General features: G+C 68.5%; 16 protein-coding genes and 1 riboswitch. Of the genes, 4 read left to right on the forward strand and 12 right to left on the reverse strand.

Going from position 1 to position 15,053, the window contains the following annotated elements; translation table 11 throughout:
* Window positions 1–196 precede the first annotated feature (196 nt).
* Both AB0F51_RS09010 and AB0F51_RS09015 read right to left on the reverse strand, forming a co-directional pair.
* Window positions 197–613 carry an ATP-binding protein gene (locus AB0F51_RS09010; protein ID WP_360276316.1) on the reverse strand — a complete coding sequence of 139 codons (417 nt, stop codon included), beginning with the start codon at window positions 611–613 and terminating at the stop codon, window positions 197–199.
* Window positions 614–1,366: 753 nt separating this feature from the next.
* Window positions 1,367–2,239 carry a glycerophosphodiester phosphodiesterase family protein gene (locus tag AB0F51_RS09015; protein ID WP_360276318.1) on the reverse strand — a complete coding sequence of 291 codons (873 nt, stop codon included), beginning with the start codon at window positions 2,237–2,239 and terminating at the stop codon, window positions 1,367–1,369.
* 150 nt (window positions 2,240–2,389) lie between these two features.
* On the opposite strand from AB0F51_RS09015, the gene AB0F51_RS09020 reads away from it, so the two are divergent.
* Window positions 2,390–3,361, forward strand: a complete 972-nt coding sequence (locus AB0F51_RS09020; RefSeq protein ID WP_360277258.1) for a zinc-binding alcohol dehydrogenase family protein — start codon at window positions 2,390–2,392, stop codon at window positions 3,359–3,361.
* Here the strand turns inward: AB0F51_RS09020 and AB0F51_RS09025 are convergent.
* The 5 genes from AB0F51_RS09025 to AB0F51_RS09045 all read right to left on the reverse strand — a co-directional run bounded on the left by AB0F51_RS09025 (window position 3,354) and on the right by AB0F51_RS09045 (window position 8,015).
* Window positions 3,354–4,685, reverse strand: a complete 1,332-nt coding sequence (locus AB0F51_RS09025; protein ID WP_360276321.1) for an LLM class flavin-dependent oxidoreductase — start codon at window positions 4,683–4,685, stop codon at window positions 3,354–3,356. The genes AB0F51_RS09020 and AB0F51_RS09025 overlap by 8 nt on opposite strands.
* Complete coding sequence (locus AB0F51_RS09030) at window positions 4,682–5,404, reverse strand: ABC transporter ATP-binding protein (RefSeq protein ID WP_360276324.1); 723 nt, start codon at window positions 5,402–5,404, stop codon at window positions 4,682–4,684. The genes AB0F51_RS09025 and AB0F51_RS09030 overlap by 4 nt, the downstream gene beginning before the upstream one ends.
* Window positions 5,380–6,222, reverse strand: coding sequence for an ABC transporter permease (locus tag AB0F51_RS09035; RefSeq protein WP_360276327.1), 843 nt, complete (start codon window positions 6,220–6,222; stop codon window positions 5,380–5,382). Before AB0F51_RS09035 ends, AB0F51_RS09030 begins: the two co-directional genes overlap by 25 nt.
* Window positions 6,219–7,331: an ABC transporter substrate-binding protein gene (locus AB0F51_RS09040; RefSeq protein WP_360276330.1), complete on the reverse strand. Its 1,113-nt coding sequence runs from the start codon at window positions 7,329–7,331 to the stop codon at window positions 6,219–6,221. Before AB0F51_RS09040 ends, AB0F51_RS09035 begins: the two co-directional genes overlap by 4 nt.
* Before the next feature lie 123 nt (window positions 7,332–7,454).
* On the reverse strand, window positions 7,455–8,015 hold the full coding sequence (locus AB0F51_RS09045; RefSeq protein WP_360276332.1) for a flavin reductase family protein: 561 nt from the start codon (window positions 8,013–8,015) through the stop codon (window positions 7,455–7,457).
* A gap of 337 nt (window positions 8,016–8,352) precedes the next feature.
* Between AB0F51_RS09045 and AB0F51_RS09050 the strand changes: the two genes are divergently transcribed.
* Window positions 8,353–8,847: a sigma-70 family RNA polymerase sigma factor gene (locus AB0F51_RS09050; RefSeq protein ID WP_360276335.1), complete on the forward strand. Its 495-nt coding sequence runs from the start codon at window positions 8,353–8,355 to the stop codon at window positions 8,845–8,847.
* The gene (locus tag AB0F51_RS09055) at window positions 8,840–9,421 is read left to right on the forward strand and encodes a methylated-DNA--[protein]-cysteine S-methyltransferase (RefSeq protein WP_360276338.1); all 582 of its coding nucleotides are present in this window, start codon (window positions 8,840–8,842) and stop codon (window positions 9,419–9,421) included. Before AB0F51_RS09050 ends, AB0F51_RS09055 begins: the two co-directional genes overlap by 8 nt.
* A gap of 80 nt (window positions 9,422–9,501) precedes the next feature.
* Here AB0F51_RS09055 and AB0F51_RS09060 read toward each other — a convergent pair whose 3' ends face one another.
* On the reverse strand, window positions 9,502–10,182 hold the full coding sequence (locus AB0F51_RS09060) for a methyltransferase domain-containing protein (protein WP_360276340.1): 681 nt from the start codon (window positions 10,180–10,182) through the stop codon (window positions 9,502–9,504).
* 167 nt (window positions 10,183–10,349) lie between these two features.
* On the opposite strand from AB0F51_RS09060, the gene AB0F51_RS09065 reads away from it, so the two are divergent.
* Window positions 10,350–11,060, forward strand: a complete 711-nt coding sequence (locus tag AB0F51_RS09065) for a flavodoxin family protein (RefSeq protein WP_360276343.1) — start codon at window positions 10,350–10,352, stop codon at window positions 11,058–11,060.
* On the opposite strand, the gene AB0F51_RS09070 is transcribed toward AB0F51_RS09065, so the two are convergent.
* From AB0F51_RS09070 to AB0F51_RS09085, 4 genes are all read right to left on the reverse strand, one after another.
* Window positions 11,057–12,388 (reverse strand): cytosine permease, encoded by a 1,332-nt coding sequence (locus tag AB0F51_RS09070; protein ID WP_360276346.1) that lies wholly within the window; start codon window positions 12,386–12,388, stop codon window positions 11,057–11,059. The genes AB0F51_RS09065 and AB0F51_RS09070 overlap by 4 nt on opposite strands.
* Window positions 12,382–12,508: riboswitch (TPP riboswitch) on the reverse strand. It overlaps the preceding gene by 7 nt.
* Before the next feature lie 20 nt (window positions 12,509–12,528).
* On the reverse strand, window positions 12,529–13,191 hold the full coding sequence (locus tag AB0F51_RS09075; RefSeq protein WP_360276349.1) for an alpha/beta hydrolase: 663 nt from the start codon (window positions 13,189–13,191) through the stop codon (window positions 12,529–12,531).
* Window positions 13,188–14,069 carry a hypothetical protein gene (locus AB0F51_RS09080; RefSeq protein WP_360276351.1) on the reverse strand — a complete coding sequence of 294 codons (882 nt, stop codon included), beginning with the start codon at window positions 14,067–14,069 and terminating at the stop codon, window positions 13,188–13,190. The genes AB0F51_RS09075 and AB0F51_RS09080 overlap by 4 nt, the downstream gene beginning before the upstream one ends.
* Before the next feature lie 61 nt (window positions 14,070–14,130).
* Window positions 14,131–14,982, reverse strand: a complete 852-nt coding sequence (locus AB0F51_RS09085; RefSeq protein WP_360276354.1) for a DUF3152 domain-containing protein — start codon at window positions 14,980–14,982, stop codon at window positions 14,131–14,133.
* Between the last annotated feature and the right edge of the window lie 71 nt (window positions 14,983–15,053).

Raw genomic sequence — 15,053 nt, forward strand, 5'->3', positions numbered from 1 at the left:
GCGTGGACGGTACGCCGGGGTGTCGGCGGCGCGGACCCCGGGGGGCGGGGCAGCGGGGAACGGCGGCGTGGACGTACGGCGGGGTGTCGGCGGCGCGGACCCCTGGGCGCGGGTGAGCGGGGTACGACGGCGTGGGCGGTACGCCGGGGTGTCGGCGCGCGGACGCCGGAGGGGGCAGCGGTGCGGAGCCGAGGGGTTAGCGGGGGACGATGGCGTGGACGGTGCGGCGGGTGTCGGCGGTGCGGACGCCCCATTCGGAGGTGAGCATGTCGACGATTGCCAGGCCCCGGCCGCCGACGGACTCGGGGTGGGCGTCGGTGATGCGCTGCGGCTCGGTGTCGCCGCGGCCGTCGACGACCTCGAGGTGGATGCCGGCCTTGTCTACCCACCAGGTCGCGCGGACTTCACCGCCGGGCAGCGGCGGGGCGTACCGGATCGCGTTCGAGAGGAGTTCGGACAGGACCAACTGAGCGTCATCGCGCGCGTTGTCCGCGACCCGGTGCCGCTTCAGATAGCCGGCCAGACGGCGGCGGGCGTCTGCTACCGCAGACACTTCGTGCGGCAGTACGACGTCCACAACACTCACGTCGGCGGGCAAGGTCGCAGAGGACAAGCAGGGTCTCCTCAGTCATCGGAACAACACTCCACTTCTGCCCCCGATCGGGCTTGCGAAAACACCGGCGGGTATTCCGTTACATAGCTCTGCTGAAGATCACGCGTTCTCCGCGGAAATCGTGACGGAAACGACGGAATTGAACGTGCGAAATAACCGGACGCATTCAGCCCACTACGCAGAACCACCAAAGTGAGCCACAGCACAAGTACCTTCCGGCGGGCGGGCGTCGGCGGCGAAGTCGGCCCGCCTGGGCGGAAGGCGGGGCAGTGCGCTCGGTGGTGCGGCGGAGGGGGAGGTCAGGCGCCGGCTCGGGGCGGGCGGGGGGTGCCCGTCCCGGGTTGGTGGGGCCTGGGTGGGTGAGGGCGGGCGTTTGGGGTGAATCTCGGCGCGTGAGCAGCTGGCCCTAGGGCGGGCTGGGGAGGGCGTGGGCACCGCGGCTGGGGCGGGCCTCGGTGGGCGGGCCTCGGTGGGCGGGCGGACGGGGGTTGGGATGGGTGGTGGAGGGGTTAGCCGGCGCGGCGGGGGCGGCGGAGGAGGGGTTTGGGGGCGGAGCACCGCGGCTGGGGTGGGCCTTGGGCGGGCTGGCTGGGCTTGGGTGGGTGGTGGAGGGGGTTAGCCGGCGCGGCGGGGACGGCGAAGGAGGGGGTTAGCCGGCCCGGCGGGGGCGGCGGAGGACGCGGTTAGCCGGGGCGGCGGGGGCGGCGGAGGCGGCGGCGGAGGCGGCGGAGGCGGGGGCGGCGGAGGACGCGGTTAGCTGGCTCGGCGGGGGCGGCGGAGGAGGGGTTTGGGGCGGGGGGTGGGGATTGGGGTGGAGGGGTGGAGGGGTGGTTGGGAGAGGGTTTGGATTGCTAGGTCGGGGCGGTCGCTGATCAGGGCGTCTACGCCTATGGCTTGGCAGTGGCGGACGTCTTGTTCGGTGTTGACGGTCCAGACGTGGACCTGGTGGCCGTGTTTGTGGGCGCGGTCTACGTACTCCGGGTGGGCGGTGACGATCTCCAGGCTCGGGCCGGCGTACGAGACGCCGGTGGGGAGGGAGCCGTCGCGGAAGCGGAGGGGGACCCGGTCCATGAGCAGGACCGTGCGGAGTCCCGGCGCGAGGACGCGCATCCGGCGGAGTGACAGCCAGGAGAAGCTCATCACCCGCACTGGCGACTCCGAGCCGATCCGCGGGTGGGCCCAGCCGAAGCGATCCAGCGCCTCGATCAGGCGCCGCTCGACCAGCCCGGCGTACCGGGTGGGGTGCTTGGTCTCGATCGCCAGCTCCAGCGGGCGGCCCGAGTCGTGCACCGTCTCCAGCAGCCGTTCGAGCGTGAGCACCTTGGTGAGGTCCGGGTCCGGCAGGTCAGCCTCGTCGTCGAGGTCGGCCCACGGGTTCTTCCACGATCCCCAGTCGAAGCTGTCCAGCTCCTCCAGGCTCATCGTGGACAGCACTCCGCGGCCGTTCGAGGTCCGGTCGATCCGCCGGTCGTGGACGCAGACCAGGTGCCCGTCCGCGGTCAGCCGGACGTCACACTCCAGTCCGTCCGCTCCGGCCTCGACGGCCCGGCGGTACGCCGCCAACGTGTGTTCTGGGCTGACTTCGCTGGCGCCACGATGGGCCACCACGCTGGGGCGTTTCGCCATAAAGACAACTCTGGCATGCCGCCGGCGTTAAGCACTAACAAAGCCACGCCAACCAAGGGCAAGCCGCTCACAACAAATGCCCGGCGGCCAACGCACCAGGCCAGTACTCCGGTCCGAAGGCACGTCATCCAGACTTGGCCGGTGACCCAGATGCGAGCAGTTGTCCTGGCCGAGCCCGGCCCGCCGGAATCACTGAAGGTCAGCACGGTCGATCGGCCGGAGCCGCGGCCCGGGTGGGTCCGGATCAAGGTCGAGGCGTTCGGGCTGAACCGCTCGGAGTACCACCTGAGGGCAGGACTGGCGACGAACGCGAAGTTCCCGGTCATCCCCGGGATCGAGGCGACCGGAACCGTGGACCTCGCGCCGGGTGGCGAGTTCGAGCCCGGCCAGCAGGTCGTCGCGATGATGGGCGGGATGGGCCGGGAGTTCGACGGCGGCTACGCCGAGTACACGGTCGTCCCGGTGAGCTCGGTCCTGCCGGTGAAGACCGATCTCGACTGGGCGACCCTCGGCGCACTGCCGGAGATGCTCCAGACCGCACACGGCTCCCTCCACACGGGCCTCGCGATCCAGGCAGGCCAATCGCTGCTGGTCCGCGGCGGTACGTCGTCCATCGGCGTCGCGGCCGCCGTACTCGCCAAGGAGCAAGGCCTGACGGTGTTCTCGACGACTCGCAACCCGAAGCGGCTCGACATGCTGCGGGAGCTCGGCGTCGACCACCCATTGGTTGACGACGGCAACGTCGCGGCCCAGGTGCGCGAGATCCTTCCCGAGGGGGTGAACGCGGCCTTGGAGCTGGTCGGCACGAACGTCCTGCCCGACACCCTCCGAGCCACGGCGGTGCACGGAACGGTCTGCTTCACCGGCATGGTGAGCGACGCCTGGATGATCCCGGACTTCTACCCGATCGGCTACCTCCCCAACGGCGTCCGGCTCACGGCGTACGGCGGCGAGAGCAGCGACCTGCCCGCCGAGGCGTTCCAGCACTACGTCGACTTGATTGCCGCAGGCAAGCTCCCGATCCGGATCGATCGCGTCTTCGGCCTCGACGAGATCGCCGAAGCCCACCGCATCATGGAGAACGGCGACGCGGTGGGCAAGCTCGTCGTCCGGCTCAGCTGACAGCCTCCTGCAGGGCTCTGGTGCGGCCGGTGGGCCGGGGCAGGCCGTAGTGGTCACGCAACGTTGTTCCGGTGTAGTCAGTCCGGAAGAGACCTCGTTGCTGGAGGATCGGTACGACGTGGTCGGTGAAAGCCTCAAGGCCTGACGGCAACACGGCCGGCATGATGTTGAAGCCGTCCGCGGCTCCGGCCTCGTACCACTCCTGGATCGCGTCGGCCACCTGTTCCGGCGTACCGCTGAAGGTTCGATGCCCACGGCCACCACCCAGGCGGCCGATCAGTTCGCGGACGGTGAGCTTCTCGCGGCGAGCGAGCGTGACGATCAGCGTGTAGCGGCTCTTCGCACCCTCGATCTCGTCCTCGTCCGGAAGCTCCGCCGGCAACTGCTGGTCCAGCGGCAGGTCTTCCGGGCGCACTCGCAAGGTCCTGGCCAACTGCTGCCGCGCGTACTCCGGCTTGATCAACTCATCGAGTTCGCGCTCCAGCCGCAACGCCTCCTCGACCGTGCCGCCGATCACCGGCACGATCCCGGGCAGGATCTTCACCGTCGAAGGGTCGCGCCCCAGAGCCGCCGCCCGAGCCTTCAGGTCCGCGTAGAACGCCTGAGCGTCCGCCAGCGTCTGTTGCGCGGTGAAGACGGCCTCGGCATAACGAGCAGCCAGACCCTTCCCGTCCTCGGACGATCCGGCCTGAACGATCAGCGGATGGCCCTGCGGCGAGCGCGGCAGGTTGAGCGGCCCGCGCACCTGGAAGTGCCTGCCCACATGATCGATCGGCTGGACCTTGTCACTGTCGCCCCAAACACCGGACTCCTTGTCGGCAAGCGTCGCGTCGTCCTCCCACGAGTCCCACAGCTTGTAGGCGACCTCCAGGAACTCGGCCGCCCGGTCGTACCGCTCCGCATGCGCGGGTTGATCAGCCAGGTTGAAGTTCCGCGCGGCTTCCGGACCGGCCGTGGTGACCACGTTCCAGCCGGCGCGCCCACCACTCACGTGATCCACGCTCGCGAACCGCCGCGCCAGGTTGAAGGGCTCGTTGTACGTCGTACTGGCGGTCGCGATCAGCCCGATCCGGGACGTGACGGCCGCGATCGCAGTGAGCAACACGGTCGGTTCCAGCGATCCGGCCGGCCGACGGCCCACGTCGCCGAACAGCACCGGCGAGTCCGCGAAGAAGACCGAGTCGAACTTGCCACGCTCCGCGATCCGGGCCAGGTTCTGGTAGTGGGTCACGTCGGTGTTCGCGACCGGGTTGCTCTCCGGCAGGCGCCAGGAGGCCTCGTGATGGCCGGTACTCATCAAGAAGGCGTTCAGGTGCAGGCTCACAGCGATACTCCCAAGGCGTCGAGAAGGCGGGAACGGACGGCGGCGAACCGCGGATCGGCGGGGCTGCGCGGCTCGGCGAGATCGATCGCCTCCTCGGCGACGATCCGGCCCGCGTCCAGCACGATCACCCGGTCGGCGAGCACGATCGACTCGTCCACGTCATGGGTGACGAGCAGTACGGCCGGTTGATGCGCGGCGCAGAGTTTCCGCAACAGGACATGCATTTTCAACCGGGTCAGCGCATCGAGCGCCCCAAAAGGCTCATCCGCCAACAGCAGCGCCGGCTCGCGAACCAGCGACCGCGCCAACGCGACCCGCTGCTGCTCACCACCGGACAACTCGTTGGGCCACGCCTTCTCCCGCCCGGCGAGCCCGACCTCGGCCAGACTCTCCCGCCCCCGCTCCTCGGCACCACGCAGCCCCAGTACTACGTTGTCGAGAACCCGGGCCCAGGGCAACAATCGCGAATCCTGGAAGACAACGGACACATTCGCCGGTACGACGAGTTCGCCGTCACCAACCACGTCGTAGTCCAACCCGGCGAGTGCGCGCAGCAACGTGCTCTTGCCAGACCCGCTTTTCCCCAGCAGAGCAACGAATTCGCCCGGTTTGATGCTCAGATCCAGGTTGTCCAGCACCGCCCGGTCGTCGTACCTGCGAGTCAGCCCGCGGACCTCGACAGCCTTGTCGAGCGTCAGTCCGCCAGTGTGCGTCGCCATGCGAGCGTCCTCCTCTGGATCAGCCGGACGGCGCTGTCGGAGAGCAGGCCGAGGGCGCCGTACAGGACCAGGCCGACGATGATGATGTCGGTCTGTCCGTAGGTGCGGGCCAGCTCCATCATGTAGCCGATACCGCTGGTCGAGTTGATCTGCTCGACGACCACGAGCGACAGCCAGGCCGCCGTCACCGCGAAGCGCAGGCCGAGCAGGAATCCGGGCAGCGCGCCCGGGAGTACCACCCGGCGGATGAACTCCCAGCGGGACAGTCCGACCGTCTCGGCGAGTTCGACGTACCGGCTGTCGATGGTGCGCAGGCCGTTGTGGGTGTGGATGTAGATCGGCACGAAGACGCCGAGCGTGATCGTGGTGATCTTCATCGACTCACCGATGCCGAGCCAGAGAATCAGCAGCGGCAGCAGGGCGAGCGACGGGATCGCCCGTTTGATCTGGATCGGCCCGTCCAGGATCGCCTCGCCGAGCCGGCTCAGGCCGGACAACAGCGCCAGGACGGTTCCGAGCAGGATGCCGAGGGCAAGACCGGCGAAGGCGCGCTGGGCCGAGGTCAGCAGGTTCGACTGCAGCCGGCCGTCGGCGATCAGGTCGCCGGTCGTGGTGACGACCGTCCAGGGCGCCGACAGGACGCGCGGATCGAGCCAGCCGGTCGCGGAGCCGATCGACCAGGCGATCAGCAACAGCACCGGGCCGATCGCGGCGCCGAACCTCAACTGCTTGCCCGGCCCGAGACGGCGCCGGCGGCGTACAGGCTGCGGGACGGCTCGTTGGGTGCGAAGGGCAGGAAGAGTCGCCAGCTGCGTCATTTGCCGGCCGCCTTGATCGCGTCGGAGGCGACGGTCTGGAACCGCAGGTCGTAGAGATCCGCGGCCTGGATCACCTTGTTGTTGGTCTCCTTGGCCAGCAACTCGATCGTCTCCTGCTGACGCTTGATCGCGTCGCTCCAGTCAGCGCTGATGTCGGGGTGACCAGCGTTCTCGACCAGCCACTGGCCGTCAGCCTCGGTGAGTCCCTGGTCCTTCACGTAGTACCCCTGGATCCATTCCTTCGGGTGTTTGTCGATCCAGTGCTGGGCGACTCCCCAGGCGGCGACGTACGCCCTGATCGCGGCGGCCTTGCCGGCGTCCTCGAGCGATTCGGTCGACACGTAGAGGTGGCCGGCGTCGTCCCGCAGCCCGTGCTGGATCGTGGTGGCGCCGTCCTTGCCGTACTTCGCCAGGTACCTCTTGATCTGGACACCGCCGATCGGCGCGACCTCGACCTGCTTGGCGGCCAGCGCGTTCGCGTAGACGTCGCCGGTGCTCGGCAACTCGACGAACTTCACGTCGTCCTTGGTCAGCCCGGCCTTCTTCAGCACCTTGAGGACGAGCGCACCCTGCGCCTGCCCCGGGCTGTACGCGATCTTCTTGCCGCGCAGGTCACCCAGCGACTTCACCTGTACTCCGGGCGCGACGCCCAGCTCGTAGATCGGGTGCTTGATCGCATCCTGGCGGAACTTCGAGGCGACGATCTTCACGCGCAGGCCGGTCCAGGTGGCGTGGATCGGTGGGATCTCGGCGACCGAGCCGACGTCCAGCGCCTTGGCCCGGAACGCCTCCGTCGTCTGCGGGCCACCGCTGAGGTTGGCGAACTGGACGAACTTGGCGACCTTGCCGAGCTGGCCGGACAGCTCCAAGGCCTTCTGGGTGGCCGGATCGCCGACCACGATCTTCGCGCCGTCCGGTACTTCGGTGGGCAGCGCGGCGTCGAGCGCGAGCTTCGGCCCGCCACCGGCCTGGGCGTCACCGCCGCAGCCGGACAGCAGGGTGAGTGCGGTCAGGACGGCTAGTGCCCCGAGTCCGACGTTGTTTGACAGTGGGCGGCGTCCAGGTGCGTGCATCGCAAGGCGGAGAAGCTGCCTCGATGCGGGTTTCATCGTGGCTGCTTCTCCAACGCCGCGAGGTGCGTGCCTGGGCGTCGCCCACGTCAAAGAACGTCGGACTCGGGGCACTAGGACTGCAAGGGGTTTCTTGGACATGAGCTTCTTCCAGACAGGGGTTCAGGAGGGCCGGTCAGTGGTCGCGTAGCGGCCGTCGTGGTACAGCAACGGCTCGTGCTCGCGGCGTTCGGCATGAGTGGCGAGCCGGGCCACGACGATGTGGTGATCGGCCACGGCGAAGCGGTGCTCGACGAGCGCCCGCAGGTAGCTCGGGGCGTCGTCCAGGACGGGTTCGCCGGTTCGCAGCCGCGACCAGCGGGTCGGTGCGGCGAACCGGTCGACGCCGCTGGTGGCGAACCGCCCGGCGATCTCGTGCTGGCCGGCGTCGAGGAAGTTGATCACCACGCTGGTGGCCTTGTGCACGGTCGGCCAGCTGGACGCGGTGGTGCCGATCGAGAACGACACCAGCGGTGGCAACAGGCTGACGGAGACCAGTGAGGTGGCGGTGAAACCGACTGGGCCGTTGCCCGCGTCGGCGGTGATCACCACGACGCCGGCGGCGTACCGGCGGAACACCGAGCGGAAGATGTCGGCGTCGACGGCACGCTCGACAGTGGGATTGGGTACGACGGTGAGCTCGGGGCGGGCGAGCTGGGCAGGGGTGAACGCGTGGACGGACATGTCTCTCCCTCGGGACGGGGCAGGGACGACCGGCAGCGGACAGGCGAGACCCGCGACCGGGCGGATGGCAGCAGCCGGCGCTCAGGCCGGGCGTGAGGTGATCGTCAGGCGGTCGGCGAGCGACCGGTGGTGCGCTGGATCAGCGACAGGTGGCGCTGGCGGTGCGCATCTGGTCGATGACGCGACGGCGCGTCAGCAGACTGCTGATCAGCACCGGGAGATTCGTCGTCATGACAAGTACTCTCTCACCAAAGTCCACTGGAGAACTAGACAATCTCGTCATTCGAAACGACCGGGTGACTCACATCCTGGGCCGCGGGTGCGTTCTACTGGCGTGATGCTTTCGGAGAAGGTCAAGCTGCCGCCGTTCCAGGCGTTGGTGGACGAGCACTGGCGAGACGTCGCCAGGCTTGCCCGGGCGCTGGCTGGGCCGGTTGACGGTGACGACGTGGCTCAGCGGGCCTGGGAGAAGGCTTTCGCCGCCTATCCCAAGCTCACCTCGGCACGGAACCTGCGCAGCTGGCTGCTCACCATCACGGCCCGGTGCGCGACCGACCTGCACCGATCCCGGAAACCACAGACCCCCTTGGACGACGCACCACCGATCGCCGTCGACGGCCCCGACGCCGCCGAGTGGCCCGATCCGGACCTCTGGCAGGCCGTCAAGGACCTGCCCGAACGGCAACGCGTCGCCATCACGCTCAAATATGTCGGCGACCTGGACCACCATGGTGTGGCCGCCGCTCTGGACACCACGCCCGCCGCATCCCGCCGACTCGTCAGCGATGCGCTCGCGACCTTGCGCACCAAACTCGGAGTGGACCATGAATGATCTCACAGTGCCTGATATCGAGGGCCGGCTGAGCCGGCTGACCTCCGGAGGCGCCCGCCCGCCGGTCCTGCCGGCCGCCGATGTCTCCTACGTCCTGCACGACACCCCCGTCGGCACTCTGCTGCTCGCCACCGCGGGCGGCCGCCTGGTGGCGAGCTCCTTCGGCGACGAGGAGACGATGACGAATCGCCTGGCCCGGGCGATCTCTCCGCGGGTACTACGCCAGCCGGCCGCACTCGACGAAGTACGGCGGCAATTGGACGAATACCTGACTGGTCAACGAAAAGCGTTTGAATTGCCGGTCGACCTGGTGCTGGCAACGCCTTTCCAGCGACTCGTGCTGAGTGATCTTCCCGACCACACCAGCTATGGCAAGACGACGACGTACGGGCAGGTCGCCGGGCAGATCGACCGGCCGAAGGCAGCGCGTGCGGTCGGCACCGCACTGGGCGCAAACCCTTTGTGTGTGGTGATTCCCTGCCATCGCGTGGTCGGCTCGAGCGGCGCGCTCACCGGGTACGCCGGCGGCCTGGAGGCGAAACGTTTTCTGCTGAATCTTGAATCGAAAACCTGACTTTTCCGCAGGCCGCTCGATTCCTTTTATACTCCCCGGAAAGCAGCAGGTCCCCAATGTGGAGTGGGGACCTGCTGTTTCTATTCGTTGCCTGGCTGGTGGATTTCCAGGATCAGCCGCCGCCGGCCGCCCCATTCGCGCTTGTAGACCTTGTAGTCCTCGATACCGGCGGCGGCGCAGAGGCGGCCGTAGCTGGCCTCGTCGTGGATGAAGTGGACGCTGCTGGTGCCGAAGTGCTCGGTCGTCACGATCCGGTGCTCCGGGCCCTGCCGGAGCCCGTTGGCGATCTCCGACGCGGTCGCCGGGCCCCAGACCGGCCCCTCGATCACGGCCAGCCCGCCCGGCTTCAGCACCCGGGAGATCTCCCAGATCGCCGACAGTTGCTCGTCCTCGGCGAACAGTTCGTGGAACGCGGTCCACAGGCAGATCACCGCGTCGAACGAGTCCGACTTGTACGGCAGGTCCGTCATCGACCCGATCGCCCAGTCGATCGACAGTTCCTCTTCCTTCGCCTTGGCCTGGCCCGCCTTGACCAGGCTCGGGCTGATGTCCAGGCCCCGCACGATCTTGCCCGCCCGGCGCAACGGCAGGCTGATCCGTCCGTAGCCACAGCACAGGTCGAGCACGGTCTCCCGGCCCTGCAGCATTTCCTCGACCGCCTCGACGACGGCGGCGTCACGTTCCGGCGTGGTGCGACTGGCCAGCCCCTCAGGACCGAGTTCTTCGTACTCGGCGCGGCTGCGCAGTGCGGAATTCAGCATTGCGCAAGTATCCCGGCATCGCCAGGTCACTGTCAGTATCGCGCCCGGATTCGAGACCGGACCGATTCCGGAAGTCGGCGAACGGTAATCCGGCGGCTCTCGTCCGGCGAGCTCCCGGCCCGGACACTGAGGCTGACCACCGTTGAAGCGAGAAAGTGAGCCGTCAGATGCCAGCCACCCGGTACGACGACCTGCGGGCGTTGTTCATCAACTGCACCCTCAAGCGGTCACCCGAGCGCAGCAACACCGACGGGCTGATCGAGGTCAGCCGGAACATCCTGGCCAAGCAGGGCGTCGAGGTCGACGTGATCCGCGCGATCGACCACGACATCGCCACCGGCGTCTGGCCGGACATGACCGAGCACGGCTGGGAGAGCGACGAGTGGCCGGCCATCCAGGAGCAGGTGATGGCGGCCGACATCCTGGTGATCGCCGGTCCTATCTGGCTCGGTGACAACAGTTCCGTCACCAAGAAGGTGATCGAACGGCTGTACGCGAACTCGTCGATCCTCAACTCCGCCGGGCAGTACGCGTACTACGGCCGGGTCGGCGGCTGCGTGATCACCGGCAACGAGGACGGGGTCAAGCACTGCGCGATGAACGTGCTCTACAGCCTGCAGCACCTGGGCTACACGATCCCGCCGCAGGCCGACGCCGGCTGGATCGGCGAGGCCGGCCCCGGCCCGTCGTACCTGGACGAGGGGTCGGGTGGGCCGCAGAACGACTTCACCAACCGGAACACGACCTTCATGACCTGGAATCTGTTGCATCTGGCAAGGATGCTGAAGGACGCCGGTGGGGTCCCTGCCCACGGCAACCAGCGCTCCGAGTGGGACGCCGGCTGCCGCTTCGACTTCGAGAACCCCGAGTACCGCTAGGGCTGAACTGCTTCCTTGCGACCGAGGCGGCCGAAGGCGATGGCTGCGAGCATCGAGACGATGATCGAGGTGTAGGTCGCGCCGAGCCAGCCGGGGACCGGCTGGTTGTCGAAGAGTGTTTGCTGGAGGTCGAGCCAGAACGGCGACCAGCCCTCGACCGTGCCGGGGTTGACGAGTTGGTAGGCGACGAAGCCGAAGACCCAGGCCAGTGCGGGCTGCCAGCGGAACCGGGCGGTGTCCGAGACGTCCCAGCGCATCTTGCTGACCACGAAGAAGTCGGCGATCGCGACCGCGAACAACGGGATGAAGACCGAGCCGATCAGGTACAGGAACTGGGTGTAGTTGCCCAGGTCAACGAACAGCGCGAGGCCGGTGGCCAGCACGCCGATCGCGACCGAGATCCAGCGCCGGTCGATGTGCCCGACCAGGTTGTGCGCGGCCATCGTGGTCGAGTACACGTTCGCGTAGGCCTCGTCGACCTCGTCCACCAGCAGCACGAACAACGCGATCGCGCCGGCCGGCAAGGTGACCAGCGCGGTGATCACGTCGGTGCTGTTGGTCTGCAAGGTGGCGACGGCGATCACGCCCAGCGCGTAGTACAGGACCGCGGCGAGGCCGTAGCCGAGGGCGGAGCCGGCGAAGGCGGCCTTGTTGGTGCGCGAGTGTCGGGTGTAGTCGGCGGCCAGCGGAGCGAACGAGACGACTCCGGCGGCGGCGAGGTCGACGCCGGGCCAGAAGCCGAAGACACCGTCCTGCGGCAGGTCGTGGACCGGCTTGCTGAGCACCTGGATGAAGAGATAGACCGACGCGAGCAAGACGAGCCAGACCATGAACTTGCGCAGCACCTTGATGCTGCCCAGCGGGCGGACGGCCATCGTGGTGGCGATCAGGCCGGCGATCAGGACGAACAGCCAGCGCCAGCGCTCGCTCGTCACCGCGACGGCGGCCTGCGAGATCACGATGATCTCCATCGTCGCCCAGCCGATGTTCTGCGCGATGTTGAGCACGGTCGGCGCCATCGAGCCGCGGCGGCCGAACAGCCCGCGCAGGCTGGCCATCGCCGGCGCGCCCGTGTGCGAACCGAAGACGGCGGCGCCACCCAGCACGAGCGCGCCGATCCCGCAGCCGACGACGACCGCGATCAGGCCCTTCACCAGCGAACCCGTGTACGCCGCGACGAGCGCGCCGGTCACCGGACCGAACAGCGAGATGCCGAGATTGCCCCAGAGGGTGAACTGGTCGAGGAAGCCGAGAGTGCGGGGCGCGTCCGTGGTGAGGACGAGCGGTGCCTCGGTGGCGGTCGACGTGCGTGCAGCGGTAGTGGTCATGATGACCTGCTCCCTACGCCGGCATTACCCGGTCAGGTTCAGGCGGTCGGCGACCCGGCTGTGACAGCTCGTCGCCCTCTCAGCCCGCCATCATCGGTGCGAGCTCCCGCAGAGGTTGTTACTTCGTCAACGATAACGCCTTACTGACCGTTGTATACACCGGCTATCCGCTTGATGAACGTCACAAGCTCCGAGCCGTTGGTCAGAACCGGCATGTGTGCACCGGTCGGCAGGGTCCAGGCCTCGCCGTGCGCCAGGTCAGCGACTCGCTGCGCCCAGGCAGGCGGGCACAGGCTGTCATGCCTGCACCGGACGACCACTGTCGGGCACTCGAGCCGACTGATCGCAGCAGCGAGGTCATAGCGTCGGGCGACCTCCATAGCGCGCGCCATCGAGATGAGGCCGGTCCTGGCGTACTGCGGAACCAGGGGTGGCACCAAAGCCGGTGACTCCCACACTGCGGAGCGTATCCACCTAGCGGCGAGAGTGGGCCAGCCTGACGCCTCGACGTCTCCGGTCGGGCCGATGAGCAGTAGGCCCTTGACCAACTGCGGCCGCGCCAGTGCGGTCGCCACCACGATCTGGCAGCTCGCCGAATGACCAACCAGGACGGAGGGAGCGGACAGGCGCTCCGCAACACGCTCAGCCAGCGATTCGGTCCGCAGGTCATCGCCGCGCCGCACGCGTTCGCCGTACCCGGGCAGCGTCACCACCTCGTACTGCGCATCCAGGTGCTCCACCGTGGGCGCGTACGACTCTGATCCAAGGCCGAGACCGGGGACCAGTACTACGGGCAAGGTCACTCCCAGGGTGGGCGGCTCGGGGGAGCCTGTACTACGGGATTCGACACGTCGGGCTTGAGCTCGCGGTACCCAAGGGCAAGCCCCGCCGTCAACATGAGCAGGCCCAGACCGCCCCACGCGTACGCCGTGGGCAGGCGGTGCAGCGAGTCGTCGATCGAGCCCAGGCCTGTGGTCAGCACCATGACGAACCAGATCAGCAACGGGATCAGGGAGAGGCCGACCAGCCCGAGTCCGGCGAGCTCTGCCCGATCCGGCTGGCGGCCGGCTTTGCGCCGGCTCAGTACGTCGCGCAACCACATGGCCAGCGCGGCTGCGCCGACCACGAGGGTCAGGAGCTGGCCGATGGTGTCGATGGCGTCAGTGCGGAGCGGGTGGTTCAGGGGCGAGCCGGGCGCCTGGGAGATCTCCCGCAACGAGACCCGCTGCACGGAGATGACCAGCAGACCGTAGATGCCGGCGATGATCGTGGCGATCAGGACAACCCGCGCAGCGCGTGGGTCACGCACCGACTCCCGCCCGTACGTCGGCAACTGGTGCGGCTGGGGATTCGCGGGCGGACCGTACGGCGTACCGGGGCGGTAGGCGGGTGGCTGGTTGTAGGTGTGCCCCACCGGCACCTGCTCGCCGTACTGCGGCTGCTGCCCGTACTGCGGCTGCCCCGGCTGCCCGTACTGCGGTTGGCCGGGTTGCGGTTGGCCGGGTTGTGGCTGGGTCTCGGGTGGCGGGGCCAGGAACGCGCCTGGCCGGCTCGGGTCGCCCGGGCCGCCGGAGGCGTAGGTGCCGCCGCCGTACGGGGCAGGTTTCGCGTAGTGCTCGTCCGGGCGGGACTCATCGGGGTTGTCACCCCGGCCATAGGTGGGGAAGTCCTGTGACGACATTCGCTACACCATCCCGCTCGCTCGGACCGTCTCCGGACAGGTTCTCACGCGTGGGGGGAAACTAGGTGGCTTTGATGGTCGGCCAGGCGTTGGGGAGGCAGCCGGCCAGGCCCTTGGTCTGCTGCATCATCACCGGAGCCGGCGTGTTCGGCTTGGGGCAGGTGGAATGGCCGTGGCCGAGCGCGTGCCCTACCTCGTGGTTGACCAGGTAGCTGCGGTAGAGGTCGACCTTGCCGGCGTACGCGGGGACGGCGTACACCCAGCGCTTGGCGTTGAGGACCACCCGGTTCTCGACCCGGCAGGAGACCTCACCGCCGGTGTCGAGCGGCAGACACAGCTTGTCGGTGAGCGTCGGCGTGGCCACGATCACCCGCAGGTCGGCGTCGACCTTGTCGGTCCGCTCGAAGCTGACCGGCTGCAACGCCTGCCAGCCGCGCGGATCGGTCAACGTCTTGTGAATGGCCGCCGCGACGAGTGCCCCGTTGAGCGACAGCCCTTCCTCGATCTCCACCCGGTAGGTCAGCTTGTCCCGCACTCCGGTCGCCTTCGCCGACCCGGGCACGACCTGGAGACGCCCGGTCGAAACCATCACGTTCGGCTTGGACCCCTTCGGCGGCCGGGTCAGAGTCGGTGCCGGGCGCAACGGCTTGGTGAACGTTGCCGTCGGCGTCGGAATCTCGGTCGGCTTGGCGACCGCCTTCGGCTCCGGCGGGGCCACCGCGACCGACGCCCCGCTGAACTGCGCGGCGAGATTGGTCTGCCGGCCGGCGTCCGGATGCACCACCATCACCACCCCGAGCACCGCCAGCGCGGTGACCGAGAACCACTGCGCCTTGTACGACTTCCGCCGGCTGTGCCGCCCACCCCGGCGCGCACGAGTGCCGCTGCGCGATCCAGTCCGCCGGGTGGTCATGTCGAGCCACCCTATCCACTCTTCGTTACATCACGAAAGTGCATCTTCCATCACGTTCCGCACTGACCTAC

The sequence above is a fragment of the Kribbella sp. NPDC023855 genome, from assembly GCF_040639475.1.
In the GTDB taxonomy this organism is placed as follows: Bacteria; Actinomycetota; Actinomycetes; order Propionibacteriales; family Kribbellaceae; genus Kribbella.